The 24,684-nt window shown below is 32.5% G+C and carries 25 protein-coding genes; 16 read left to right on the top strand and 9 right to left on the bottom strand.

The annotated features are described in order from the left end of the window. Window positions 1-446: 446 nt before the first annotated feature. On the bottom strand, window positions 447-2,423 hold the full coding sequence (locus NAT47_RS11290) for an alpha-ketoacid dehydrogenase subunit alpha/beta (protein ID WP_250582826.1): 1,977 nt from the start codon (window positions 2,421-2,423) through the stop codon (window positions 447-449). A 319-nt stretch (window positions 2,424-2,742) separates the two neighbouring features. On the opposite strand from NAT47_RS11290, the gene NAT47_RS11285 reads away from it, so the two are divergent. The 6 genes from NAT47_RS11285 to NAT47_RS11260 all read left to right on the top strand — a co-directional run bounded on the left by NAT47_RS11285 (window position 2,743) and on the right by NAT47_RS11260 (window position 7,399). Next, a complete protein-coding gene (locus NAT47_RS11285) occupies window positions 2,743-3,696 on the top strand; it encodes an isopenicillin N synthase family dioxygenase (RefSeq protein WP_250582824.1) in 954 nt (317 codons plus the stop codon). A 144-nt stretch (window positions 3,697-3,840) separates the two neighbouring features. Continuing rightward, window positions 3,841-4,218, top strand: coding sequence for a GxxExxY protein (locus NAT47_RS11280; protein ID WP_250582822.1), 378 nt, complete (start codon window positions 3,841-3,843; stop codon window positions 4,216-4,218). 58 nt (window positions 4,219-4,276) lie between these two features. Then, window positions 4,277-4,612 carry a translation initiation factor gene (locus NAT47_RS11275; RefSeq protein WP_250582820.1) on the top strand — a complete coding sequence of 112 codons (336 nt, stop codon included), beginning with the start codon at window positions 4,277-4,279 and terminating at the stop codon, window positions 4,610-4,612. A 33-nt stretch (window positions 4,613-4,645) separates the two neighbouring features. After that, a complete protein-coding gene (locus tag NAT47_RS11270) occupies window positions 4,646-5,512 on the top strand; it encodes a nucleoside phosphorylase (RefSeq protein ID WP_250582818.1) in 867 nt (288 codons plus the stop codon). A gap of 87 nt (window positions 5,513-5,599) precedes the next feature. After that, a complete protein-coding gene (locus NAT47_RS11265; protein ID WP_250582816.1) occupies window positions 5,600-6,445 on the top strand; it encodes a substrate-binding domain-containing protein in 846 nt (281 codons plus the stop codon). A 27-nt stretch (window positions 6,446-6,472) separates the two neighbouring features. Beyond that, window positions 6,473-7,399: a transglutaminase gene (locus NAT47_RS11260; RefSeq protein ID WP_250582814.1), complete on the top strand. Its 927-nt coding sequence runs from the start codon at window positions 6,473-6,475 to the stop codon at window positions 7,397-7,399. On the opposite strand, the gene ung is transcribed toward NAT47_RS11260, so the two are convergent. Then, a complete protein-coding gene (ung, locus tag NAT47_RS11255; RefSeq protein ID WP_250582812.1) occupies window positions 7,400-8,065 on the bottom strand; it encodes a uracil-DNA glycosylase in 666 nt (221 codons plus the stop codon). An 83-nt stretch (window positions 8,066-8,148) separates the two neighbouring features. Here ung and NAT47_RS11250 point away from each other — a divergent pair, with 83 nt between their 5' ends. From NAT47_RS11250 to NAT47_RS11240, 3 genes are all read left to right on the top strand, one after another. Continuing rightward, window positions 8,149-10,317, top strand: coding sequence for an endonuclease MutS2 (locus NAT47_RS11250; RefSeq protein ID WP_250582810.1), 2,169 nt, complete (start codon window positions 8,149-8,151; stop codon window positions 10,315-10,317). 16 nt (window positions 10,318-10,333) lie between these two features. Then, a complete protein-coding gene (locus NAT47_RS11245) occupies window positions 10,334-10,756 on the top strand; it encodes a thiol-disulfide oxidoreductase DCC family protein (protein WP_250582808.1) in 423 nt (140 codons plus the stop codon). A 72-nt stretch (window positions 10,757-10,828) separates the two neighbouring features. Beyond that, window positions 10,829-10,972 (top strand): hypothetical protein, encoded by a 144-nt coding sequence (locus tag NAT47_RS11240; protein ID WP_250582806.1) that lies wholly within the window; start codon window positions 10,829-10,831, stop codon window positions 10,970-10,972. Between the two features lie 37 nt (window positions 10,973-11,009). Here the strand turns inward: NAT47_RS11240 and NAT47_RS11235 are convergent, their stop codons facing one another. Then, on the bottom strand, window positions 11,010-12,029 hold the full coding sequence (locus NAT47_RS11235; RefSeq protein WP_250582804.1) for a T9SS type A sorting domain-containing protein: 1,020 nt from the start codon (window positions 12,027-12,029) through the stop codon (window positions 11,010-11,012). A 69-nt stretch (window positions 12,030-12,098) separates the two neighbouring features. Further along, complete coding sequence (locus NAT47_RS11230) at window positions 12,099-13,265, bottom strand: proline dehydrogenase family protein (RefSeq protein WP_250582802.1); 1,167 nt, start codon at window positions 13,263-13,265, stop codon at window positions 12,099-12,101. 94 nt (window positions 13,266-13,359) lie between these two features. Between NAT47_RS11230 and aroB the strand changes: the two genes are divergently transcribed. From aroB to NAT47_RS11210, 4 genes are all read left to right on the top strand, one after another. Continuing rightward, window positions 13,360-14,427, top strand: coding sequence for a 3-dehydroquinate synthase (gene aroB / locus NAT47_RS11225; protein ID WP_250582800.1), 1,068 nt, complete (start codon window positions 13,360-13,362; stop codon window positions 14,425-14,427). 301 nt (window positions 14,428-14,728) lie between these two features. Next, entirely contained in the window at window positions 14,729-16,138 is a 1,410-nt protein-coding gene (locus tag NAT47_RS11220; protein WP_250582798.1) for a type III PLP-dependent enzyme domain-containing protein, read from the top strand. Between the two features lie 11 nt (window positions 16,139-16,149). Beyond that, window positions 16,150-17,124: a deoxyhypusine synthase family protein gene (locus NAT47_RS11215; RefSeq protein ID WP_250582796.1), complete on the top strand. Its 975-nt coding sequence runs from the start codon at window positions 16,150-16,152 to the stop codon at window positions 17,122-17,124. Window positions 17,125-17,210: 86 nt separating this feature from the next. Beyond that, window positions 17,211-17,588 carry a DNA primase gene (locus tag NAT47_RS11210; protein ID WP_250582794.1) on the top strand — a complete coding sequence of 126 codons (378 nt, stop codon included), beginning with the start codon at window positions 17,211-17,213 and terminating at the stop codon, window positions 17,586-17,588. 332 nt (window positions 17,589-17,920) lie between these two features. Here the strand turns inward: NAT47_RS11210 and NAT47_RS11205 are convergent, their stop codons facing one another. Beyond that, window positions 17,921-18,400 carry an Lrp/AsnC family transcriptional regulator gene (locus tag NAT47_RS11205; protein ID WP_026726210.1) on the bottom strand — a complete coding sequence of 160 codons (480 nt, stop codon included), beginning with the start codon at window positions 18,398-18,400 and terminating at the stop codon, window positions 17,921-17,923. Between the two features lie 56 nt (window positions 18,401-18,456). Then, a complete protein-coding gene (locus tag NAT47_RS11200; protein ID WP_250582792.1) occupies window positions 18,457-19,611 on the bottom strand; it encodes a M14 family metallopeptidase in 1,155 nt (384 codons plus the stop codon). A gap of 303 nt (window positions 19,612-19,914) precedes the next feature. Between NAT47_RS11200 and NAT47_RS11195 the strand changes: the two genes are divergently transcribed. Then, window positions 19,915-20,379: a helix-turn-helix domain-containing protein gene (locus tag NAT47_RS11195; protein ID WP_250582790.1), complete on the top strand. Its 465-nt coding sequence runs from the start codon at window positions 19,915-19,917 to the stop codon at window positions 20,377-20,379. Between the two features lie 30 nt (window positions 20,380-20,409). Here NAT47_RS11195 and NAT47_RS11190 read toward each other — a convergent pair whose 3' ends face one another. Then, window positions 20,410-20,964 (bottom strand): 1-acyl-sn-glycerol-3-phosphate acyltransferase, encoded by a 555-nt coding sequence (locus tag NAT47_RS11190; RefSeq protein WP_250582788.1) that lies wholly within the window; start codon window positions 20,962-20,964, stop codon window positions 20,410-20,412. A gap of 55 nt (window positions 20,965-21,019) precedes the next feature. Here NAT47_RS11190 and NAT47_RS11185 point away from each other — a divergent pair, with 55 nt between their 5' ends. Further along, window positions 21,020-21,682 carry a spermidine synthase gene (locus NAT47_RS11185; protein WP_250582786.1) on the top strand — a complete coding sequence of 221 codons (663 nt, stop codon included), beginning with the start codon at window positions 21,020-21,022 and terminating at the stop codon, window positions 21,680-21,682. Beyond that, the gene (locus NAT47_RS11180; RefSeq protein ID WP_250582784.1) at window positions 21,682-22,386 is read left to right on the top strand and encodes a potassium channel family protein; all 705 of its coding nucleotides are present in this window, start codon (window positions 21,682-21,684) and stop codon (window positions 22,384-22,386) included. The genes NAT47_RS11185 and NAT47_RS11180 overlap by 1 nt, the downstream gene beginning before the upstream one ends. A 4-nt stretch (window positions 22,387-22,390) precedes the next feature. Here the strand turns inward: NAT47_RS11180 and kdsB are convergent, their stop codons facing one another. Both kdsB and NAT47_RS11170 read right to left on the bottom strand, forming a co-directional pair. Then, on the bottom strand, window positions 22,391-23,116 hold the full coding sequence (gene kdsB, locus NAT47_RS11175) for a 3-deoxy-manno-octulosonate cytidylyltransferase (protein WP_250582782.1): 726 nt from the start codon (window positions 23,114-23,116) through the stop codon (window positions 22,391-22,393). Window positions 23,117-23,143: 27 nt separating this feature from the next. After that, the gene (locus NAT47_RS11170; RefSeq protein ID WP_250582780.1) at window positions 23,144-24,568 is read right to left on the bottom strand and encodes an ATP-dependent DNA helicase; all 1,425 of its coding nucleotides are present in this window, start codon (window positions 24,566-24,568) and stop codon (window positions 23,144-23,146) included. Window positions 24,569-24,684: the final 116 nt, after the last annotated feature.

Raw genomic sequence — 24,684 nt, 5'->3', positions numbered from 1 at the left:
GTCAAAACCTATCAAAACCTGTCAAAACCTATCAACTCATTCTATTCCACCCTATTAATTTATAGTAGTTTAAGTATGCGAGTGTCTTGTATTACAATAGCAATACACAAAAACAGTGTATATAGAAAAACTACAACAAGCGTTTTTATCATGAAAAAACAATTGTATAGTAAGTTTAGGATTAAAAACTATAGTTGTATCACCATAACAGGATTTATTTATTAATCTGTATAGTTATTTTACGACGGGTCATAAAGCATAGCTAGTGTATGCTTAGTGTATGGATACTCCATACTTACGGTATGCATACGTAATGGTTGTAGTACCCTAGTAAAAGAAAAGAAACCAAAACAAAAAAAGACACCCGAAAGTGTCTTTTAATTTTATGTAAATTACAAAAAGTGAAACGTACGTTGTAAAAAAACTAGTGTTCCAAGGTGTTTAATTTAATAAGCCAATAGTTCTTTTAGTGCTGCTTCAAACCTACCCTTCGGTAAATATTGGTCTTCTAACGTCTTCATAAAAGGAATAGCCGATTCTAAACTTCCTACACGCTTTACAGGTGCATCTAAATATTCGAAACAGTTTTCCATAATCATAGCCGAAATGTCGCTTGCTACCCCACCAAATAAGGTGTCTTCTTGCAAAATGATTACTTTATTGGTTTTCTTAACAGAAGCATAAATCGCCTCCCAATCCATGGGTTGTAACGTTCTTAAATCTAACAAATCCGCCTTGATCTCTGGATTATTTGCTAACGTTTCTAAAGCCCAATGCACCCCTGCTCCAAACGAAATAATCGTAACATCTGATCCTTCTTTAATCAATGACGCTTTTCCAAAAGGTAAGGTGTAGTAATCTTTTGGTACGTCCTGATATACTGAACGGTACAATAATTTATGCTCAAAAAACAACACTGGATTAGGATCGTTAATAGCCGTATTCAATAACCCTTTCGCATCATAAGGAAACGCAGGATAAACTACTTTTAGTCCAGGCGTTTTAGTAAACCAAGCTTCGTTAGTTTGCGAATGGAAAGGCCCCGCTTGTGTACCACCACCACATGGCATTCGTACCACAACATCGCTCTTTTCTTGCCATCTGTAATGCTGCTTTGCCAATAAGTTTACAATCGGATTAAATCCAGTAGAAACAAAATCGGCAAATTGCATTTCAACCACCGCTTTAAATCCGTTGATCGATAATCCGTTAGCCGTAGACACTACAGCACTCTCACAAATTGGCGTATTTCGAACTCTTTCTTTACCAAATTGCGCTACAAATCCATCTGTAATTTTGAAAGCACCACCATATTCGGCAATATCTTGACCCATAATTACCAAATTCTCATGGCGTTCCATCGACTGACGCAAACCATTTGAAATGGCATCAATTACACGGATATTTTCTGTTTCAGAAGATGGAGTAAATTCTTCAAATTCATACGGTTGGTACACATCACCTAACTCTTCTTCTAATGAAGCTACAATAGCAGGTTCCTCCTGCACTTTCGCCCAATCGGTATCAATTTCGTTCTTAATCGCAGCACGAATAGCCTCATCTTCTTCATCCGATAAAACCGCTGTAGCTTTTAAGTAATTTCTATAATTCTCTACAGGGTCTTTTACCGCCCATAAATCCATTAATTCTTGCGGAACATACTTCGTACCACTCGCCTCTTCATGCCCACGCATTCTAAACGTTTTAAACTCTAACAATACCGGACGTGGATTTTCAATCATCGAAGCTTTTAATTCTTTAATTAAATGATATACTTCTAACAAGTTATTTCCATCTACAATATGGCTTTCCATACCATAACCTACACCTTTATCGGCTAAGTTTTCACAACGATATTGTTCGTTGGTAGGAGTTGATAAGCCATACCCGTTATTTTCAATTACGAATAAAACCGGCAATTCCCACACCGAAGCAATATTCAAAGCTTCATGAAAATCCCCTTCTGAAGTAGCTCCTTCACCTGTAAAAACAGCCGTTACTTTTCCGTTCTTTCTTAGTTTATTAGCCAAAGCAATTCCGTCAGCAATCCCTAATTGAGGACCCAAATGCGAAATCATACCAATAATCTTATATTCTTGCGTTCCAAAGTGGAAACTACGATCACGCCCTTTAGTAAAACCATTTTTCTTACCTTGCCATTGCGAAAACAAACGGTGCAACGGAATATCACGAGTAGTAAACACCCCTAAATTACGGTGCATTGGTAAAATATATTCATCCTTATCTAAAACCGAAGTAATTCCCACCGAAATAGCTTCTTGCCCAATACCCGAGAACCATTTCGACACCTTTCCTTGACGGATTAGAATCAACATTTTCTCTTCGATTAAGCGCGGTTTTAAGATTTTCTTGTATAAATCAAGTAGTTGCGAATTTGATAAATCTTTTCTTTCAAAGTTCATGATACGGGAACAATTAAATTTTGTTCAAAAGTAATAAAAATAACATTTTAGACGAGAAATGTTATAAAAAAAGAAAGTTAAAAAATCAAATGCAAGAGCAAAGCCAAGTTCAAATTAAAATTAGAACATAATCCCCCAATCTCCCAATCTCCAAATCTACCAATCTCCCCATCTCCCTATCTCCCAATCCCCCAATCTCCCCTTCACCAAATCCCCAATCAATGTTAACAACTTTCCTCTTTCACAATTAAAATAAATAATTACCTTTGTATTTACTTGGGTTAAAACCCCTTTGATTTATGAACAATTAATTTTAAGTATGCAACAAATTCCTAGTGTTGACTTACGTGATTTCCTGTCGGATGATCCGGCACGTAAACAAAAATTTGTAAATGAAATCGGAAAAGCCTACGAAGAAATCGGCTTCGTAGCACTAAAAGGTCATTTTTTAGATGACAAACTAGTAGAGGATTTATATGCAGAAGTGCGCAACTTCTTTAACCTTCCTCTAGAAACCAAAGCGAAATACGAAATTCCAGGTATCGGCGGACAACGTGGTTATGTGTCTTTTGGTAAAGAACATGCAAAAGGGCGTTCGGCTGGAGATTTAAAAGAGTTTTGGCATTTTGGACAATACGTTTCAGAAGGTTCAAAATGGGCTGGAGAATATCCAGACAACGTAGAAGTAACCGAATTACCTAAATTCAACACCGTAGGTAAAGAAGCCTATCAAATGTTAGAAAAAACTGGGGTTTACGTATTAAGAGCTCTAGCTCTTTACATTGGATTAGACGAATTCTACTTTGACAAATACATCAAAGACGGAAACAGTATTTTACGTCCTATCCACTACCCACCTATCACCGACGAACCGAAAGACGGAGCCGTTCGTGCCGCAGCACATGGCGACATCAACTTGATTACTCTATTAATGGGAGCGCAAGGAAAAGGTTTACAAGTACAAAATCACAACGGCGAATGGATTGATGCCATGGCACAACCAGACGAGTTAATGATTAATGTTGGGGATATGTTATCAAGACACACCAATAACAAGTTGAAGTCAACCATTCACCAAGTGGTAAACCCACCAAGAGAACTATGGGGAACTTCTCGTTATTCTATCCCATTCTTCATGCATCCAGTAAGCGACATGAGTTTAAATTGCTTACCAGAATGCATCGATGAAAACAATCCAAAGCGCTACGAAGACATCACCGCTGGTGAATTCTTACACGAACGTTTAGTAGAATTAGGATTGATTAAAAAATAAAAGGAAGAATATTCCAACAAACAAACTCCAAATTCCAAGTAACATTGGGGTTTGGTTTTTTGTTTAAAGATTAACATTTACACGCCACAATGGAACGCGGATGAAACGGGTTTTTCGGATTACCGCAGATTAATAATAAAAATTATGAGTAGTATTTTACACAAAGAGTTAACAGGTTCAATTTTGAAATTATTTTATGAAGTATACAATGAACTAGGATATGGTTTTCTTGAAAAAGTTTATCAAAATGCATTATATAATGAATTAAAAAATAACGGCTTTGAAGTTGAATCTCAAAAGCAAATAAAAGTATATTACAAGAACATTGAAGTAGGAGAATATTATGCCGATTTAATAGTAAACGATAAAGTAATTTTAGAATTAAAAGATACTGAAGCAATTACTGAAGCTCATGAATTTCAACTACTTAATTATTTAAAAAGCACAAATATTGAGGTAAGCCTTCTATTAAACTTTGGAAAAAAACCTGAGTTTTGTAGAAAAGTATTTCAAAATTATTAAAAATAAAATCAGCGATAATCCGTAAAATCAGTGTTATCCGCGTTCTAAAAAATTAACTATGAATGATTTAGAAGAACAATTAAAAAAACTATTCCCTAACCACGAAGTTTCTAACGAACCAGAAGCTATCGAGGAAACTCCTCACGAATTATTCGTTCAAAAGGAACCTATGATTTGTAAATATGAGAAGCGCAAAGGAAAACCTACCACGATTATTTCAGGCTATGAAGGCGAAGAAGAAGATTTTAAGATCTTAGCCAAAGAAATCAAAAGCAAATTAGCGGTGGGTGGTTCTTTTAAAGATGGCGAAATCATCATTCAAGGCGATTATCGTGATAAAATCATGAAACTTTTACAAGACAAAGGATTTAAAACCAAACGAGTTGGAGGATAAACCTAAAACCTGAAACTTTAAACTAAAAAACAAATGATAGCAGCATCAGAATTAATATTAAACCCAGACGGAAGTGTATATCACATCAATTTAAAACCGGGACAAATCGCTAACGATATTATCTTCGTTGGAGATCAAAATCGTGTAGAAAAAATCACAAAACACTTTGATTCAATCGAGTTTACTACTCAAAAGCGTGAATTTAAAACCCAAACGGGTACTTATAAAGGCAAAAGAATAACGGTTATGTCCTCCGGAATTGGACCAGACAACATCGATATCGTAATGAATGAATTAGACGCTTTAGTAAACGTAGATTTAGAAACAAGAACCGTTAAAAAAGAATTAACTTCTTTAAACATCGTTCGTATCGGTACTTCAGGTTCATTACAAGCCGACATCCCTTGCGATAGCATTGTAATGAGTTTGTATGGCCTAGGATTAGACAACATGCTACGCTCCTATTTAATTGACGATATTTCAGAAACCGAAATGGAAGAAGCGTTTATCGCTCAAACCAATTGGGACATGAGAAAAGGCCGTCCGTATGTAATTGCAGGAAGTAAAACCTTAGAAAAACGTTTAGAAAGCGATAAAATCTTCAAAGGATTCACAGGAACAGCAGGCGGATTTTACGGACCACAAGGACGTGTAGTACGTTTAGGAATCCAAGATCCAGAATTAAATTCGAAAATGGATAGTTTCAATTTCAACGGAACACGTATGACGAATTTAGAAATGGAAACTGGCGCTATTTACGGTTTAGGAAAACTATTAGGGCACAACTGTTTATCGTTAAATGCTATCATTGCAAACCGTGCAACTGGTACTTTTAGTGAAGACCCATACAAAGCTGTAGATGAATTAATTGTATACGCATTAAATAAGTTAGCAGAGTAATAGTACGGAACACAGATTTAAGAAAATTTTAAATCTGTATTCCAAATACTTTTAAACGCTTAACACTTTAATTTTTTAAACTTAAGAATGAAGACAATCAAAATTGCGGGTGTACCAGAACATTTCAACTTACCTTGGCACATGTGTATTGAAGATGGCGAATTTGAAGCTGTAGGAATCGATTTGCAATGGACCGATGTGCCTGAAGGAACCGGAAAAATGTGCCAAATGTTACGCGATGGCGAAACCGATATTGCTGTAATTCTAACCGAAGGCATCATCAAAGACATTACTGCTGGAAACCCCAGTAAGATTGTGCAAGTTTACGTGCAAAGCCCTTTAATTTGGGGAATTCACGTGGCTGCCAATTCTAACTATAAAACACTTTCCGATTTAGAAAACAAAAAAGTAGCCATTTCTCGCATGGGTTCGGGTTCGCATTTGATGAGTATTGTAAATGCTCAAAATCAGAATTGGAACTCCGAAAATTTACAATTCGACATCGTGAATACCATTGATGGTGCTGTAGAAGCTTTAACTTCAGGAAAAGCTGATTACTTCATGTGGGAACGTTTTATGACACAACCGTTAGTAGATCAAGGTATTTTTAGAAGAATTGCCGATTGCCCTACGCCTTGGCCTTGTTTTGTAATTGCCGTGCGTAATGAAGTTTTGGAAAACCATCCAAAAGTAATCGAGCAAATTTTAGACATTATCAATACTACAACAGAAGAATTCAAAATGATTCCGAGTATTGATAGAACCTTAGCTTCTAAATACCATCAAAAAATAGAAGCAATTCAAGAATGGTTAAAAGTAACACGTTGGTCGCAAAAACAAATGACAGCACCAACTTTAGATAAAATAATGGAACAACTTTTGAAGCTTCAAATTATCGACAAAAAAGTCCCAATAGAGTCGATACTTAAATAATTCCGTATTTTTATCGTTTTAAACGAAATGACAATTAAAATTCCAACTATCGCCGAACTCAAAGAAAAGCTTTCTTTACCGAAGCCGTGGGATAATGTTGTCATTTTTTTATTGAATATCTTAATTGCTATTCCCCTTTTTTTAATTGCACATCAAAATTTAATCGATTTAGAATGGAAGTACAATATAGACCGAATACTTATTTTTGTAGTGCTTGTAGTTAGCATCCAACTGATTTTACGATTGGTCAAAACGATAATCATTTTGATTGTTTTCCTGTACCTAGTGGCTTTGTTATACGGAACCCTTTTTGGAAATTATGGATTCAATCGCGTATTTGAAGACTACCGATTTATGGTCTACTCCATGAGTGAAAATCCAAATCCGCAGGACGTAATAGTGGCAAAATTGCTTCCTTTTCCTAATAAAACTAAAATCATTAATGCGGTAGATTTTGCCAATCCTAAAGTGCGTAATTTTGCCCTTTTAGCAACAACCAAACATTTTAAAGACATCAAACAAACGGGCGATGTTCGTAGAATGATTCAATGCTTTGCAGTATTTAAAGAAATTAGAAACCGCTGGAACTACGTTAACGATCCGAAAGGAAGAGAGTACATAGCTTCGGCTTCCGAGAGTTTACAACACTTTTCTGGTGATTGTGATGACCACGCTATTTTGATGGCAGCATGTATTAAAGCGATTGGCGGTACACCCAGAATTATTCATACAGGAGGGCATTTGTATCCAGAAATGTTGATTGGAAATAAAAACGACTTAGAAACTGCTTTGTATTACATCAAAGAAGTCTTGTTTGTAGACGAAAGTAAAAACCAACAAATCCATTATCATATTGATGAAAGAGGTCAAATTTGGTTAAATTTAGATTACACCGCTACATATCCAGGAGGTAAATTTATGAGTGATGAGATTCTAGGGGCATTAACGTTGTAATTACCATACCACTTCACCTTTTCCTTTTGCTTTAAGGTATTCATTCGTCAATGTAAAATGATTATTTCCAAACCACATGCCTCTGTTAGCACTTAAAGGAGATGGGTGTCCGCTTTCTAAAACCAAATGTTTTTCTCGGTTGATCAATTTCCCTTTTTTCTGAGCAAAACTACCCCATAATAGAAACACCACGTTTTCTAATTGCTCATTTATCAAATCAATCACAGCATCGGTAAAAACATTCCATTGTAAGTGTTTGTGACTATTTGCTTGGTCTTTTCTTACCGTTAAACCAGCGTTTAATAGCAAAATTCCTTGTTTTGCCCAACGTTCTAAATTACCTGAAGTTGGAAATAAGATTCTATCATATTCTGAATTAATTTCAGTAAAAATATTTTTCAACGATGGTGGAATCGCCACGCCATCATTAACCGAAAAACACAAACCATTCGCCTCACCTGTTCCATGATATGGGTCTTGTCCAATAATCACCACTTTCGTATCTTGAGAATCAAATTGCTCAAAGGCTGAAAAAATCAGTTCTTTTGGTGGGAAACAAGTTGTGTTAGCATACTCTTGCTCCACTTGTTGCATCAATTCTACAAAATACGGCTTCTGAAATTCAGATGCTAATAAGACTTCCCAACTCTGATTTTTGATAAACATTTTATAATTTTTACCAAAAATATAAATTTCTGTTGCAATATGGATTCATTACTTTGTAACTTTGACCTACTAGAAAAAGAAAAATGATTTCGATTACTGAAAAAACGCTACAAGATTTAGAATTTAATACGGTTTTAGAAACCATTGCCAGTCGTTGTAACACCGATATTGGTGAAGAAAAAGCGATGGCGATAACTCCGTTTAAAAACAAAGAAGAACTGCTTATTAACTTAAAGCAAACTTCTGAATATTTATCTTCGTTTTCTAATAATAATGCCATTCCCAACCACGGATTTGAGAACATCAACTACGAACTAAAATTCTTAGCTATCGAAGACAGTTTCTTGGAAGTTGGAAGTTTTAAAAAAATTGCCAATCTATCAGAAACGGCGATTACGTTGATTCAGTTTTTAAAGAAATTTGAAGATTATTATCCAAATTTATACCAAAAAGCTTCTCAAATAGATGTGGTGAAATTAATTATTCAACGTATTGATGAAGTCGTAGATAAGTTTGGAATTATTAAAGACAATGCTTCTCCCGATTTAGTGGATATTCGTCGAAGTATTAATGTGGTGCGAGGAAAAATCAACCAAAGTTTTGGTATGGCATTGAGTCAATACAATTCGCTTGGTTATTTAGATGATATTAAAGAAACTGTGGTTGAAAATCGCCGTGTTTTAGCGGTTTTAGCCATGTATCGAAGAAAAGTAAAGGGTTCGATTTTAGGAAGTTCTAAAACAGGAAGTATCGCTTACATCGAACCCGAAGCAGCACAACGCTATTCGCGTGAATTAAACAATTTAGAGTATGAAGAACGCGAAGAAATCATGCGAATTTTAAAGCGTTTGACTAATGAAATTCGTCCGTTTACCGAAACGATTGCGGCTTATCAAGACTTTTTGAGTGATGTTGATGTGATTGCTGCAAAAGCAAAATATGCTAATAAAATCAACGGAATTCTACCGAATATAATTGAAGAAAAGCGCATGTTTTTCCGAGAAGCCTACCACCCTATTTTGTATTTAAACAATAAGGAAAAGAAAGCGGTTACCTATCCTCAAACCATTGAATTACATAATGAAAGTCGCATTATTGTAATTTCGGGACCAAATGCTGGAGGAAAAACGATTTCATTAAAAACGGTAGGATTACTACAATTAATGCTGCAAAGTGGGATTTTAATTCCGGTTCATGAACGTAGTGAAACCTTTTTATTCGATCGAATTTTAACCGATATTGGTGACAATCAATCTATTGAAAATCATTTGAGTACGTATAGCTATCGTTTAAAGAATATGAATTATTTCTTAAAGAAATGCAACGCTAAAACTTTATTCCTAATTGACGAATTTGGAACGGGTTCTGACCCTGAATTGGGAGGCGCTTTAGCAGAAACTTTCTTGGAAGAATTCTATGCTCGTGAAGCCTTCGGGATCATTACAACTCATTATAGCAATTTAAAAATATTAGCCAACGAATTGCCTTACGCTACAAATGCTAACATGATGTTTGATGAGAAATCGTTAGAACCCATGTACAAATTAATTTTAGGACAAGCGGGAAGTTCGTTTACTTTTGAAGTTGCACAAAAAAATGGTATTCCATATGGATTAATCAATCGTGCTAAAAAGAAAATAGAAGGCGGAAAAGTTCGCTTTGACAAAACGATTGCTACCCTTCAAAAAGAGCGTTCTAAATTAGAGAAAACCTCTTTAACTTTAAAAGAAGAAGAAGCAAAAGCACGTGAAGAAAGCAAAAAGATGGAAACCATCAATGCAAAAATTCAAGAGAAATTGGAACGCTATCAAGAATTGTACGATGCGAACCAACGTTTGATTTACATTGGACAAAAAATTGATGATATTTCAGAGAGTTATTTTAATAACAAAGACAAAAAGACTTTGATTGGAGAATTTTTGAAAATCGTAGAAATCGAAAATTCAAAACGCAGAAAACTTTCCGCAAAAGAAAAGAAAGTCAAAGAAGTGATTCACAAAAAAGTCCAAGAAGAAGTAAAAGTTAAGGTGGAAGAAATCCGAACCGAAAAAAAAGAAAAGAAAATAAAAGCCAAAATTGAAGAAGAAAACAAACCTAAAGTAATTTTAAAAGTTGGAGATCGTGTTCGCATGAAAGATGGGAAAGCCATCGGAACCATAGACGCGATTGAAAAGACAAAAGCTACGGTAAACTATGGAATTTTTACTTCAAAAGTGAGCTTAGAGCAATTGGAATATGTGCAACCTGCTTAGTATTTGAAAATATAGTATGGAAATAAACGACTTACCAAAAGATAAAAAAATCATTTTGTTTGATGGCGTTTGCAATTTGTGCGATGCTTCAGTACAATATGTTATTAAGCACGATAAAAAAGATGTGTTCCGTTTTGCTTCACTTCAATCGGAATTAGGAGAAAAAATCTTAAAACACATCGGAATAAATCCTGCACATATAGACAGTATTGTTCTGTACGAGCCCGGTGTTTCTTATTATTACAAATCAACCGCAGCTCTAGAAATTGCAAAAGGTTTGAGTGGAATTTTTACTTTAGCAACTGTTTTTACGATACTACCAACGGGATTAAGAGATTTTGTTTACGATTATGTAGCGAAAAACAGATACAAGTGGTATGGTAAAAAAGAAGCTTGTCTTATTCCTTCTGCAGATCTGAAAGATAAATTTTTAGACTAGTCAATATGATAATTATCAGTTAATAAACAAAAGTTAACCTTTATATTTGTCTAAATTCAAACTTTTGAAACTATGACAAATTTGATGTTCCCTCTTTATTCGCATAGTAACGGAGCCTTTATAATGATTGCTGTTTTTTTACTAGTCATTCTAGGTTTAGTAGGCGCTATTATGCTGATGATGAATTCCGACAAAAAGAAAAAAAACGACCAGTAAACACTGGTCGTTTTTAATTTAGACTATTCTATAGAAATTATTGTTTGATAAACTTCTTAGTAATTTTTCCTTCTGCAGCTTCGATAGTTACAAAGTAAACTCCAGCATTTAAATCAGAAACATTGATTTGAGTCATAGCACCTGATTCGTTTTTAACCACTCTTCCGTTGATATCAACAACTGAAATATTTTTGATTTCGTAGTTGTTAACGTTAGAGATATTTAAAACGTTTGTAGCTGGGTTAGGGTAAATTGATATCGATTCTAAATTAGTATTTTGAAAGTTTTCTGTTCCTAACAAACTCTCTACATTATTTGCATAAACTACAAAATTATCGAATTTAGTTACTCCTGCTAATGCATTAGCAGTTCCTGCTCCCATAAGGAAATCAACTTCTCTAGGTTGAACTGTCCCCGTCGCAGGTATAGCTCCGGTTAGACCAGCATAAAATCCTGGGCCTTTCCAAACAACTTCACGAGTTACAGTATTGTAAGAAATCCCCATTCTAACCCAAGTATTTGATGTTAAATTAAGTACTGCATTTGAAGTTCCTAAATTAAATGAATAAGTTCCTACAGGATTAACACCTCCATTATTAGGATCAAAATAAGCTATCCCTGAAATAGCCTTAGTTTCTAAATTAAAAGACAAACCAGCCAATACAACACTTCCGTCACTATTAAAAATGTAAACTCTTGCAGTGTTTTTAGATGTTGTAGGTCCACCAGTAAATAAATCAAATTCTGTATTTATGATATTATTTCCTGAAGTTCTAGCTGCCCAAGCTGTTGGTAAATCACTTTTCCACATGTAACGAGTTCCAGTTGCAGTATTAGACCCTGTAAGTTGAAAAGATTTACCAGTAGTTTCAGAAACTATCTGATAATCAGAATTTGTCCCATTAGCAGTTAACCATCCACCTTGTCCAGCAGTAACACCTGTTACATCTGTTCCAATATTACCTAAATTTAAACCATCAAAGTTTTCAGATTGTAAAACCTGAGAAAAGGAAATAGAAGAAGCTAATAAGCTTAAAAAAAGTAAAGTTTTTTTCATAAAATAAAGATTAGTAATTAATATCAAATATAGTATTTTTAATAAATAGAATTGAGTTTTAAGAAAAAATTATAACTTTCTTCTTTCTCGCTCTCTCTTAATCAAAGTCAATTCTCTACTGGTTTGACCTGCAACAGAAGTATTCTCTTCTGCTCTTCTTATTAAGTAAGGCATTACATCTCTAACGGGTCCAAAGGGTAGATATTTAGCTACATTGTATCCTTCAGAAGCTAAATTAAAACTGATGTTATCACTCATTCCTAATAATTGTCCAAAGAAAATTCGCTTATCATCTTTAGCGATTCCTTTTTCTTCCATTAACTGCATGAGTTTATAAGAGCTCTCTTCATTATGTGTTCCTGCAAAGATTGCCATGATGTCAATATGGTTAACCATGTAAGCAACAGCAGCATCATAATTAATATCTGTAGCTTCTTTAGAAACACAAATAGGTGATTTCACTCCACGTTCTGCTGCTCTTTCGTTTTCCTTTTCCATGTAAGCACCGCGAACTAACTTCATTCCAATGAAAAAACCCTCAACTTTAGCTTGTTCATGAAGTTGCTTTAAATAGTCTAAGCGATCCCAACGATACATTTGTAATGTATTAAAAATAACGGCTTTTTGTTTGTTGTATTTTTTCATCATATCCGTTACTATAGCATCGGCTGCATCCTGCATCCATGTTTCTTCTGCATCAATCAATAACAAAACGTCTTTTTCAAAAGCAGTTTTACAAGCAATATCAAAACGTTCGATTATTCTGTTCCATTCTTTTTGTTCGTTTTCGGTTAAATATGCCTTCTCACCTACTTTTTCATACAAGGCTAAACGGCCAAATCCTGTTGGTTTAAAAACTGCAAAAGGTATCGCTTCTCTCTCTCTAGCAAATTCAATCGTTTTTAACGTCATGTTCAATGCTGCATCAAATTGTGCTTCTTCCTCTTTACCCTCTACAGAATAATCTAGAACTGAAGAAACTCCTTTAGTGTACATTTTATCTACTACACTTAAGCAATCGGTTTCATTAACACCTCCACAAAAATGATCAAACACAGTAGAACGAATTAATCCTTCAACCGGTAAATGGGCTTTCAAAGCAAAGTTGGTAACAGCGGTCCCGATTTTTACTAATGGTTGACTATCGATTAACTTGAATAAGAAGTAAGCTCTCTCTAATTCGGTGTCGCTTTTTAAAGCAAAAGCAACTTCTGTATTATTAAATAGTGTTTTCATTATGATTTAATATAAAGTGTTACAAATATACGCCACTGATATCGAATAATAAATAAAAAATGACGTATTTTGCAGTCAATATTTACATTTTTTTATGCAAACTATAGCAGCTACTAACTATTCCATATTTTTCAATGAATTGGGTTATGAAAAATTAGCCACATACTTGCTACCGGCACAGTATTCAAAAATTTTTATTTTGGTAGATGAAAATACGTCACAATATTGTCTTTCTCATTTTTTAAATAATCTAACTACAGAAATTGAATTAGAAATTATTGAATTAGAAGCTGGTGAAATTCATAAAAACATAACAACTTGTTTTGAAGTATGGTCGGCTCTATCTGAATTGGGTGCTGATAGAAAAAGTATTATAATCAACTTAGGTGGCGGTGTCATTACCGATTTGGGTGGGTTTGTTGCTTGTACTTTTAAAAGAGGAATTGACTTCATTAATGTTCCAACTACTTTATTAGCCATGGTTGATGCTTCAGTAGGTGGTAAAAACGGCATAGATTTAGGAAATTTAAAAAATCAAATTGGAGTAATTCGTGAACCGAAAGCAGTGCTAGTTGACACCGAATTTCTAAGTACTTTATCTCAAAAGGAAATGCGTTCAGGTTTAGCCGAGATGCTCAAACACGGATTGATTTTTGATAAAGAATACTGGAATCAATTTAAAAATCTAAATAACTTAAATACAGATTATTTAAACACATTAATTCATCGATCTATTGAAATTAAAAACACCATTGTTTCTCAAGATTTAAACGAAAATGGAATTCGAAAAGCACTCAATTTTGGGCACACTTTAGGACATGCCATCGAAAGTTATTTTTTAGATAAAAAAAATAAATCACCACTTCTTCACGGGGAAGCAATTGCTGTAGGAATGATTCTGGAAAGCTATATTTCTAGAGAAAAAGGATTGTTAACCCATGATGAATATCATGAAATTAAATACATTATTAAGGACATTTACGAGCGTATTGAATTTGACTCGGAAGACATAAAAAACATACAAGATTTGTTGATTTTTGATAAAAAAAATGAATTCGGAAAAGTGCAATTTTCCCTACTTGACGGAATTGGAAAAATAAAAATTAACCAATCAACAGACAAACAATTGATTGTCAATGCTTTTGAAGATTATTCAAGGTAGTTTTTTTTTATCATTTTCTATCCACATTAGCCATTTAATTTTTTAACTTTGCGCCAATGAAAGAAAACAATAATACAAGTAATTTTAACAGGGTTCTTAATAATAGGAATGCTGACTTGTCTATTATTGACCGTTTTTTCTTTTCCATTTTTTGTTTTCACATTATTGATTTATTCGCGCAATCGAAAACTTTTAGTGAGAAACTTTTGATTCGATTTGCAAATATTAGAGTTTGAAAAATATCGATTTAACACGTAAAAACATTTGAGCTTTTTTAATTTAAATCTTATTTTCAATAAAAATGAACACTAAATATTACGACTTAATCAATCAAACTTTTTATTTTCCTCAAGAAGAATTTACCCTTAATAAAGATAATCTTCATTTTCATGGTATCGACTTAATGAAGTTAGTTGAAGAATATGGTACACCGTTGAAGTTTACCTATTTGCCAAAAATTTCACAGAATATCAATCGCGCTAAAATGTGGTTTAGAAATTCGATGGAAAAACATGGTTACGAAGCCAAATATTTTTACTGCTATTGTACTAAAAGTTCCCATTTTGAATTTATTCTTAACGAAGCTTTAAAAAATAATATCCATATTGAAACCTCTTCCGCTTTTGACATCAATATTGTTGAAAGATTAATGGAAGAAGGAAAAATTAATAAAAACACTTTTATCGTATGTAATGGTTTCAAACGTGACCAATACATTACTAATATTGCCCGTTTAATCAACAATGGTCATAAAAACACCATTCCTGTAATTGATAATTTCGAAGAGCTTGATTTACTTCAAGAGCAAATTGAAGGAAAATTCAAAATTGGAATTCGTATTGCAGCAGAAGAATCGCCAAAGTTTGAATTTTATACGTCTCGTTTAGGAATTGGATACAAGGATATTTTACCTTTTTATAGAAAACAAATTGCTGATAATAAAAAAGTTGAAGTAAAAATGCTTCACTTCTTTATTAATGCTGGTATCCGTGATACTGCCTATTATTGGAATGAATTATTAAAATGTATGAAAGTGTACATTGCTTTGAAAAAAGAATGTCCTTCATTAGATAGTTTGAACATTGGTGGTGGCTTCCCTATTAAGAATTCACTAGCCTTTGACTATGATTATCAATATATGGTTGATGAAATCTTAAATCAGATTAAAATTGCATGTGATGATGCGGAAGTTCCTGTTCCTCACATCTTTACTGAATTTGGGTCATTTACCGTGGGTGAAGCTGGAGGTGCTATCTACCAAGTTTTATATCAAAAGAAACAAAACGACAGAGAGAATTGGAACATGATTGATTCCTCATTCATCACTACTTTACCTGACACTTGGGCAATTAACAAGCGATTTGTTATGATGGCAGTGAATCGATGGAACGACACGTATGAAAGAGTGTTATTGGGTGGGTTAACATGTGATGGCGATGATTATTACAATTCGGAACAACACATGAATGCAGTCTATTTACCAAAATACAATAAAGAAAAACCTTTATATATTGGATTCTTCAATACAGGCGCATATCAAGAAACCATTGGAGGATTTGGAGGTATAAGTCATTGCATTTTACCACAACCAAAACATATTTTAATAGATAAAGACAAAAACGGAATTATTGCAACCGAGGTATTTTCCGAGCAACAAAAAGCCGAGGATGTTTTAGAAATTTTAGGATACAACAAGAAAAAAGAACAATAAAACAAAAAGTAATGAGCAAAGGACCTATTAGTCAGTTTATCGAGAAACATTATCTTCACTTTAACTCTGCCGCATTAGTTGATGCTGCCAAAGGATATGAAGAACATTTATTAGCAGACGGAAAAATGATGATAACATTAGCGGGTGCCATGAGTACAGCTGAATTAGGAAAATCATTGGCCGAAATGATTCGTCAAGACAAAGTACACATCATTTCTTGTACAGGTGCTAATTTAGAAGAGGATATCATGAACTTGGTAGCTCATAATTCTTATAAAAGAGTTCCAAATTACAGAGATTTATCTCCACAAGAGGAATGGGATTTATTAGAAAATCATTATAACCGTGTAACGGATACTTGTATTCCTGAAGAAGAAGCTTTTAGAAGATTACAACAACATTTATATGATATTTGGAACAATGCAGATTCTAAGGGAGAACGTTATTTCCCGCATGAATTCATGTACCAAATGATTAATTCAGGAGTTTTAGAGCAATATTACGAAATCGACCCAAAGGATTCATGGATGGTTGCTGCTGCAGAAAAGAATTTACCAATTGTAGTACCAGGATGGGAAGACAGTACAATGGGTAACATTTTCTCTTCTTACTGTATCAAGGGAGAATTCAAAGCTACTACAATGAAAAGCGGTATTGAATATATGATGTGGTTAGCAGATTGGTACCCTAAAAATTGTGCAGGAAAAGGAGTAGGTTTCTTCCAAATCGGCGGAGGTATCGCAGGAGACTTCCCTATTTGTGTAGTTCCTATGCTATATCAAGATATGGAAATGCATGACATCCCTTTTTGGAGCTATTTCTGTCAGATTTCTGACTCAACAACTAGTTATGGATCGTATTCAGGTGCTGTTCCAAACGAAAAAATCACATGGGGTAAATTAGATATCACAACACCAAAGTTCATTGTAGAGTCTGATGCTACGATAGTTGCGCCGTTAATATTTGCTTATGTTTTAGGTTGGTAATTTTTTTTAAAAAATATTACATTTTACTTGAAAATATAAGTTATGCATATTAAATTTGACGAAATTACTAGATTAAAAACCACCCGATGAAAAGAGTTATTGTTGACTACGCTAAATTGACAAATGAAATTTTAACCTTACTAGTTGAGAAATTTCCTGACGGTTACGATGATTCAGATGTTATACGTTTCAAAAATGCTAAAAATGAAACAGTTGAAGCTGTTGAAGTGCGAACAGAAGATACTATTTATTTAGTTAAAGTAAGTACTAAATTAGCAGATAGAATCGAAAATTACGAGGAAGACGATATCATTGTTGATGTTGTAGTACCAGACGAAAAGATTGCAGGGCTTAAAGATTTAGATATCGAAGAAGACGATGATGATGATATGGTAAACGATTCTGATGATATAGAAGACACCGAAGATTCTGATGACGTTGATGACGAAGAAGATGAAGACTAAAAAAAGGATTCCAAAATGGAATCCTTTTTTTGTAAACGTATTTCAAGAATTACATTTTTGTGGAGAAATTCGTGTCTTGAAAAAATATATACCATCACATATTACGACATACTATTGTTTGAAGTAGTTTCCAGATAAAGTTGTTCCTCTTTTAAAAAAGTTATAAATTAATTAATTTAGGTTTTCTAACCGTTGCTTATTCTAATATTTTTTTCATTCACTCTAATGAAACTTAATGAAGGAAGTCTTTATAAAAAGTTGTAAGTTCATTTGGTAACTGATTCATAATATTAGAGCAAAAAAAAAGCCTCATAAGAGGCTTTATACAATTTTTACAATTCTTTAAAGATGGTATGCATTAATCGTTTTTTATCATTAATGCTTTCTTCTAAAGATATCATGGTTTCAGTTCTGTAAACACCCTCAATATCATCAATCATGAAAATAACTTCCTTAGCATGTTTGGTATCTTTAGCTCTTATTTTACAGAAAATATTGAATTTACCTGTAGTAACATGTGCAACAGTTACAAAAGGAATTTGATTAATACGCTCTAAAACAAATTTCGTTTGAGATGTATTATGCAAGAATACTCCAACATATGCAATAAAAGAATAACCTAACTTTTCATAGTCTAATGTTAAAGAAGAACCTTGGATGATACCAGCATCTTCCATTTTTTTAACTCTAACATGAACTGTTCCTGCTGAAATTAATAGTTTTTTTGCGATATCGGTGAATGGAACTCTTGTGTTATCAATCAGCATATCCAAAATCTGATGATCTACTTCATCTAAACGAAACTTACTCATAAGTGCTTATAATAAATGTTAAAATTTTAAATTTAATGCAATATAAGGCAAAATTATTAAATAATTTCCAAACCATTAAAAAAATGTGTTAAATTATTGATAAAAAAATTAGCTTTATCACCATTTTTTGGAAAAAATGAAAATTCTGAACTAAATAAACCTCCATTGCAATCATATTCTAAATGACCTTTATGATGATCTAAATCCCCAACTTTTTCAATGTAGGCAATAAATTGTACCTCCTCATCGGTTAAAGATTCTTTATATTGAGCTGCAAAGTTAATTATTTTTTCAACATTAGAATCTATTATTTTGACATTTTTATAAATTATATCATAAAAACATTTGTTATTTTGAGGAATATTTAAATAATCTGTCAATTCATTATTAACTATAACGTTTTCGCAATTTAACTCCAAACTACTTAAAAGCGCAATAAAAATAAATTTTCTAGAAATATCTCTATCATAATCATTTTCATAATGTCCTGCTTCAAACAAAATAGTAGGTGTATTTTGTGTAGTAAAATAATCTCCCGTACAATTTATATTATAACTATCATCGAAACGCCCTATTTGATTAGGCAGATAATTTTGAAGAACAGTATTCATTCTATTTATTACTTGTACAGCTTTTAAACGCACATCATTATAATCCCTTGAGTCGTTGTAGGCAGGTGCTAAAAAAGAAATAGTCGCAGGAAGATTAAATCCTTCGGTACCAAAAATACTTCGCTGATCGTGAAGATTATAACAAAAATCGGGTTGAAAATCATTATAAATCTTTTTCAATAATTGCATTTCGGGTTGCGTTGCATATAGAGCATCTCTGTTTAAATCAATTTTATTCGCATTTTCTCGAGTATATAAATAAGCTCCATCAGGATTTAACATAGGAATACATAATAAGGTGTATTCTGATATAATCCAATTCGCTAATTCATGGTCTGACTTTAAAAAATTAAAAAAATCAAACAACCCTTTAGTAGTTGTTGGTTCGTTACCATGCATTTGAGACCACATCATAATTTTCTTTTTTCCCGTCCCAATTTTAACTTGATAAATACTTCTTTTTTGAACCGACATACCTATTTCACTTATTTCAAAATCTGTTGACATAGATAAAAGCAAAGGTTGGATCACTTCTAAATGAATGTATTTTCCTTTGAGTTGAGACTCTAAATAATGTGTTGCTAATTGTAAATAGTCCATGGAAATATTTTAAGTTACAAATGTAAACAACTTTAAAATTACATTTGTAAACATGTAAAATTGAGATAAAATTTACTTTTGTAAACGTTAAAACTAATGTATGTGAATTCTTTTAAAACTGCAGTGTTTACATTTTAACACAATATTGATTTTTGATAATAAACAAATATTAATCAGTAAATTATATAATTTAAAGTAAAGTAATTAATTAAATTAAATTTATCGATTTATATATGTAAACTTGTAAAGTTCGACACAAATGTTTACATTTGTAATCTTATAAAAATAAAACTTTTATTTACAATGGTAAACATCGATGATTTTATAAAACGATTAGAAAATATTTTAGAATATTATAATCTTTCTGCATCTGCTTTTGCTGATAGAATTAACATCCAACGCTCTAGTATGTCTCACCTACTTTCAGGGAGAAACAAACCTAGTTTGGATTTTATCATCAAGGTAGTAACTGTTTTTCCTGAAGTAGATTTATATTGGCTTTTGAATGGTAAAGGAGTTTTTCCTAAATCAGATGTAGCGAATCCGTCAGAGCAAAAATCAGAAAACTTCAATATTATAAAATCTAGTGAACACGCTCCTACTTTAGAGCCTGATTTATTTTCAACAGTTGATAACATTAATAAGACCATTCCTGTTGAAGAAAAAGATGGTTCTTATGGATTAGATCAAAACTTAATTGCAGATGAGGAAATTGACAGAATCGTTATTTTTTTCAAGAATGGAAGCTTCAAAAGTTATAGACCATAAAAAAAACTCCGAATTTCTTCAGAGTTAATTTTAAATATCAGTAAAACTTTTCGCTGGAAACTTACCAACAACTCCTTTGTAATACGATTTTAATTTTTTAAAATCTTCTTCAATATTATTAGTTATTTGAAAAGGTTCGTGTATTCTAACTTCTTTTTTCCCATAATCAAAAGCTACTGGAATTATGGGTACATTAGCTTTCTGAGCTATAAAATAAAAACCTGTTTTCCATTCTGTTACTTTCTTACGAGTTCCTTCGGGAGCAATTGCTAGTCTAAAAACTTCTTTTTCTTGAAATATCTTGGCTATTGAATCTACTTTATTTTCATTTTTATGTCGGTTTAAAGGCGTTCCACCCATCCATTTAAAATAATAATTGAAAGGGAAAACAAATAGCTCTTTCTTTGCTACAAAATTCATTTCTTGTTGAACAATTCCTCTTGTAAAAACTCCTAAAAAAAAGTCATACCAACTGGTATGTGGCACTACAATCATCACACATTTTTTTATTTCAGGTGCTATGGAACCTTCAATTTTCCAACCTAATATTTTAAAGAAAATGAATTTATATAAAATTTGTTTCATTTGTGTTATTTTGAGACAAAAATAAAATTATATTTACGATTACAAACAAAGTTACATGATTAAGCGCTTACTTAGTTTTTTATTTCCAATAAAAATTCACGAAAAAAAATCGGACTTCAGTAAAAATTTAGAAGTTACTTGGAATAATGGCTATTTGGTTTTGGATTCTAAAAATACCAATTATTCTTTTGGAAGTTTGCAACGCGTATTAAAAAAAGGATTAAAGTATATAGGTTATGAACGCATTCGAAACTTTAAATCAATTTTAATATTAGGTGTAGCAGGTGGAAGTGTAATTGATACACTTAAAAATGAAGTTAAATTTGAAGGTACAATTACTGGAGTTGAAATTGATTCAACCGTAATCGAATTAGCTAAAAAGTATTTTGGATTGGATAATTACAACAAGGTTTCTATTATAAACGAAGATGCTTTTGAATTTGTTTTAAAGACTAAAGAAAAATATGATTTAATCATTATTGATATCTTTCAAGATACCACAATGCCAAACTTTTTGTTTGAAGATTTCTTTATCAATAGAATTAATTATTTACTTAATATTAAAGGGTTTATCTTATTTAATACTATGGTTTTAGATTATCAAGACAGAAGAAGAAATGCCATATACAAAAGTAAATTTGAAAGTAATTATTCAGTTCGATTATATCCAAAAATAGAAGTTCACAACGAATTGTTTACCATAAAAAAATTAGCGTAATGAGTGTTATCAAAAAATTATTGGTAGGAAAAGTGAATGAAAAACACATTCAAAATATGAATCCTGTTAAAAAAAGGCTCTTGAATATAAAAGCCATTTGGAATAACGACCATGAAGATGATAATGGGATTGAAAAAATTATTCGTTTAATTCTATCAACCTCTCAGTTACTATTTCCTGGGATTTACATCAAATATTGGGCAAATAAATTTGGACATGAGTATAAAGACTTAGCCATGGACTTTTATATTTTGGCTAAAGTAACCTTCCCTTTATTAATTCTTATAAACAATTGGCAAAACCAAGAATACATTATATATGTATTGACTTATTTTCTTTTAGAAACCGTTTTGTACATCCCAACATTAATTTTTGCTTCTGATTTATTTTCGCAACCAAGGTCCTACAAAAGATCGATGTTATTGTTGTTTTTTAACTATTTAGAAACAGTTTTAGCTTTTGCTGTATTTTATAGAACAGGAAACTACTTGAATGCCCCATTAAATCATTGGTTTGATGCTGTTTATTACAGTTTTGTTACTTCTTCTACAATTGGATATGGAGAATTTTACCCTACAACAACTGAAGGTAAAATCTTTACTATTCTACAAGTATTTTTATTTTTATTCTTTGTTATTTTGTTTATGAATTTCTTTTCTTCTAAAATTAAAACAAAAGGATATTTTAGTGATAATACAGAATAAAAGATTATAGCATTTTTTTAGCTTTTTCTAAATCCTCAGGTGTATCGATTCCGATACTTGCATGAGAAGTTTCTACCATTTTAATACGTTTTCCGTATTCTAAATAACGCAATTGTTCTAATTTTTCAGAAGCTTCTAACGATAGCATAGGTAAACGGTAAAAATCCATCAAAGCTTCTTTTCTGAAAGCATAAATTCCGATGTGTTTCATATAGCGCACTCCAACATTTTCCTCTCTAGGATAAGGAATTACCGAACGCGAAAAGTATAACGCAAAACCTTGTTGGTCTGTAATAACTTTTACGTTATTTGGATTGTTAATTTCTTCTTTATCAGATATTTGAAACATTAAAGAACCTAAATCGACTTTCTTTTCTGTATCTTTTTTAAAAACTTCAATTAATTCTTCTAAAGGTTTTTTATTGATAAAAGGTTCGTCACCTTGAACGTTTATTACAAGATCAACCTCCATTTTTTCAACAGCTTCCGCAATTCTGTCGCTTCCGCTATCATGTTCTTTTATAGACATGATAGCTTTTCCCCCATTAGAAATAATTTCATTATAAATTAAATCAGAATCCGTAACCACAAAAACATCATCGAATAAATTGGTAGAAATAGCCGCTTCATAAGTACGAAGAATTACGGTTTTACCTCCCAAATCTTGCATTAATTTGGCAGGGAAACGAGTGGATGCATAACGAGCAGGAATTACAGCTATTATTTTCATGATGGTTGTTGTTTGATTACAAAAGTATTAATTTTCGAAAAACTCATCCTTAAATCCGATTAAATATAATTTTTCTTCAGCACGGGTGATGGCAGTATACAACCAGCGTACATAATCAACATCGATTCCTTCAGGTAAATAAGGTTGTTCAACAAAAACCGTTTTCCACTGACCACCTTGCGATTTATGACACGTTATCGCATATGAAAACTTCACCTGAAGTGCATTGAAATAAGGATTTTCTTTTACTTTTTGTAGTTTTTTATATTGTTGACGTTCTTCTTCATAATCCAACAACACTTCCTGATACAATTTATTTGATTCTTCATAAGTTAACGAAGGCGATTCACTCATAATCGTATCTATCATAATAACGGTGTCAAATGGAATCTGATTTGGATAATCGACCATTCTGATTTTTACGGTGGCGAATTTGAATCCGTACAGCTCTCGAATTTTTCTGATTTCTAGAATTTCGACAATATCACCATTAGCGATGAAACCAGCTTCTGAATTTTCGGGTAACCAAAAATAATTATTTTTTACTACCATTAAATAATCTCCTGTAGAAATTTCACTTTCTTTGGACAAAATAGAAGCTCTAATTTGTTGGTTGTATTGATTGGCTCTTTTATTGGATCGCAAAATAAAAGCCGTATCTTCTATACTATAATTATCATAGGCTTGGTGAATGGCATCTTGAATTTCATAACCATCTTGAAGGCGCACAATATCTTTAAATCCTTTCAATTTGAATTGGAACGTATCAATAAAATGCGAATGTAATAATTCTCTTAGTTGAGTTGCATTGTACAAAATTCCAGAATGCTCCGCTTGACGCATCACTTCATCTAATTCGATATGATGCACATTTTTTTGATAATGCAGCGAAAGCGAGTCAATATCCAAAGCCGGACTCACACTCATATTAACAGGCGGCAACTGAGCGGTATCTCCTATTAACAATAATTTACAATTGTTTCCAGCATCCACATAAAAAAACAAATCATCTAACAACGAACCATTTTCATACAATTTTGAATCTTGATTATTATCCGAAATCATAGAAGACTCATCTACTATAAAAAGAGTGTTTTTAAATTTATTTTGTTGCAAAGTAAAACTTACTCCTCCTGTTTTATTTTTTTTGGGGAAATAAATTCGTTTGTGAATAGTATAAGCAGGTTTTCCTGAGTAATTACTGATTACTTTAGCTGCTCTTCCGGTAGGTGCTAACAGCACTGCTTTCATATTAACACTGACCAAATTGTTGATTACGGTTGAAATTATAGTAGTTTTACCCGTACCAGCATAGCCTTTAAGAACAAATATATCATCAGAAGTGGAATTTAGAATAAAATCAGCTATCTTCTGAAGAAAAACATCTTGCTTTAAAGTGGGCTGATATGGAAAATTCTCTTGTAAAAAATTGTAAAACTGCTTGTAGTTCATAAGACGTTGATGGCAAGTATTAATTTTCAAATATACTGATGATTTTTACATGAAATTCTTTTGTGTTGAAAAAAAAATGTAGATTTGTCGACCTGTATAATGAATATAATTTATGT

Source organism: Flavobacterium fragile, from assembly GCF_023634865.1.
Classification (GTDB): domain Bacteria; phylum Bacteroidota; class Bacteroidia; order Flavobacteriales; family Flavobacteriaceae; genus Flavobacterium; species Flavobacterium fragile.
This window is presented reverse-complemented; position numbering and strand designations above follow the sequence as displayed.

Bases quoted from the DNA above. Each gene is read 5' to 3' on its own strand.
- NAT47_RS11285 (WP_250582824.1), top strand. From the start codon at position 2,743: ATGCAACAAATTCCTAGTGTTGACTTACGTGATTTCCTGTCGGATGAT.
- NAT47_RS11170 (WP_250582780.1), bottom strand. From the start codon at position 24,568: ATGAACTACAAGCAGTTTTACAATTTTTTACAAGAGAATTTTCCATAT.
- ung (WP_250582812.1), bottom strand. From the start codon at position 8,065: ATGTTTATCAAAAATCAGAGTTGGGAAGTCTTATTAGCATCTGAATTT.
- NAT47_RS11205 (WP_026726210.1), bottom strand. From the start codon at position 18,400: ATGAGTAAGTTTCGTTTAGATGAAGTAGATCATCAGATTTTGGATATG.
- NAT47_RS11215 (WP_250582796.1), top strand. From the start codon at position 16,150: ATGAGCAAAGGACCTATTAGTCAGTTTATCGAGAAACATTATCTTCAC.
- NAT47_RS11180 (WP_250582784.1), top strand. From the start codon at position 21,682: ATGAGTGTTATCAAAAAATTATTGGTAGGAAAAGTGAATGAAAAACAC.
- NAT47_RS11210 (WP_250582794.1), top strand. From the start codon at position 17,211: ATGAAAAGAGTTATTGTTGACTACGCTAAATTGACAAATGAAATTTTA.
- NAT47_RS11195 (WP_250582790.1), top strand. From the start codon at position 19,915: ATGGTAAACATCGATGATTTTATAAAACGATTAGAAAATATTTTAGAA.
- NAT47_RS11235 (WP_250582804.1), bottom strand. From the start codon at position 12,029: ATGAAAAAAACTTTACTTTTTTTAAGCTTATTAGCTTCTTCTATTTCC.
- NAT47_RS11270 (WP_250582818.1), top strand. From the start codon at position 4,646: ATGATAGCAGCATCAGAATTAATATTAAACCCAGACGGAAGTGTATAT.
- NAT47_RS11240 (WP_250582806.1), top strand. From the start codon at position 10,829: ATGACAAATTTGATGTTCCCTCTTTATTCGCATAGTAACGGAGCCTTT.
- aroB (WP_250582800.1), top strand. From the start codon at position 13,360: ATGCAAACTATAGCAGCTACTAACTATTCCATATTTTTCAATGAATTG.
- kdsB (WP_250582782.1), bottom strand. From the start codon at position 23,116: ATGAAAATAATAGCTGTAATTCCTGCTCGTTATGCATCCACTCGTTTC.
- NAT47_RS11200 (WP_250582792.1), bottom strand. From the start codon at position 19,611: ATGGACTATTTACAATTAGCAACACATTATTTAGAGTCTCAACTCAAA.
- NAT47_RS11290 (WP_250582826.1), bottom strand. From the start codon at position 2,423: ATGAACTTTGAAAGAAAAGATTTATCAAATTCGCAACTACTTGATTTA.
- NAT47_RS11245 (WP_250582808.1), top strand. From the start codon at position 10,334: ATGGAAATAAACGACTTACCAAAAGATAAAAAAATCATTTTGTTTGAT.
- NAT47_RS11250 (WP_250582810.1), top strand. From the start codon at position 8,149: ATGATTTCGATTACTGAAAAAACGCTACAAGATTTAGAATTTAATACG.
- NAT47_RS11260 (WP_250582814.1), top strand. From the start codon at position 6,473: ATGACAATTAAAATTCCAACTATCGCCGAACTCAAAGAAAAGCTTTCT.
- NAT47_RS11220 (WP_250582798.1), top strand. From the start codon at position 14,729: ATGAACACTAAATATTACGACTTAATCAATCAAACTTTTTATTTTCCT.
- NAT47_RS11185 (WP_250582786.1), top strand. From the start codon at position 21,020: ATGATTAAGCGCTTACTTAGTTTTTTATTTCCAATAAAAATTCACGAA.
- NAT47_RS11265 (WP_250582816.1), top strand. From the start codon at position 5,600: ATGAAGACAATCAAAATTGCGGGTGTACCAGAACATTTCAACTTACCT.
- NAT47_RS11230 (WP_250582802.1), bottom strand. From the start codon at position 13,265: ATGAAAACACTATTTAATAATACAGAAGTTGCTTTTGCTTTAAAAAGC.
- NAT47_RS11280 (WP_250582822.1), top strand. From the start codon at position 3,841: ATGAGTAGTATTTTACACAAAGAGTTAACAGGTTCAATTTTGAAATTA.
- NAT47_RS11275 (WP_250582820.1), top strand. From the start codon at position 4,277: ATGAATGATTTAGAAGAACAATTAAAAAAACTATTCCCTAACCACGAA.
- NAT47_RS11190 (WP_250582788.1), bottom strand. From the start codon at position 20,964: ATGAAACAAATTTTATATAAATTCATTTTCTTTAAAATATTAGGTTGG.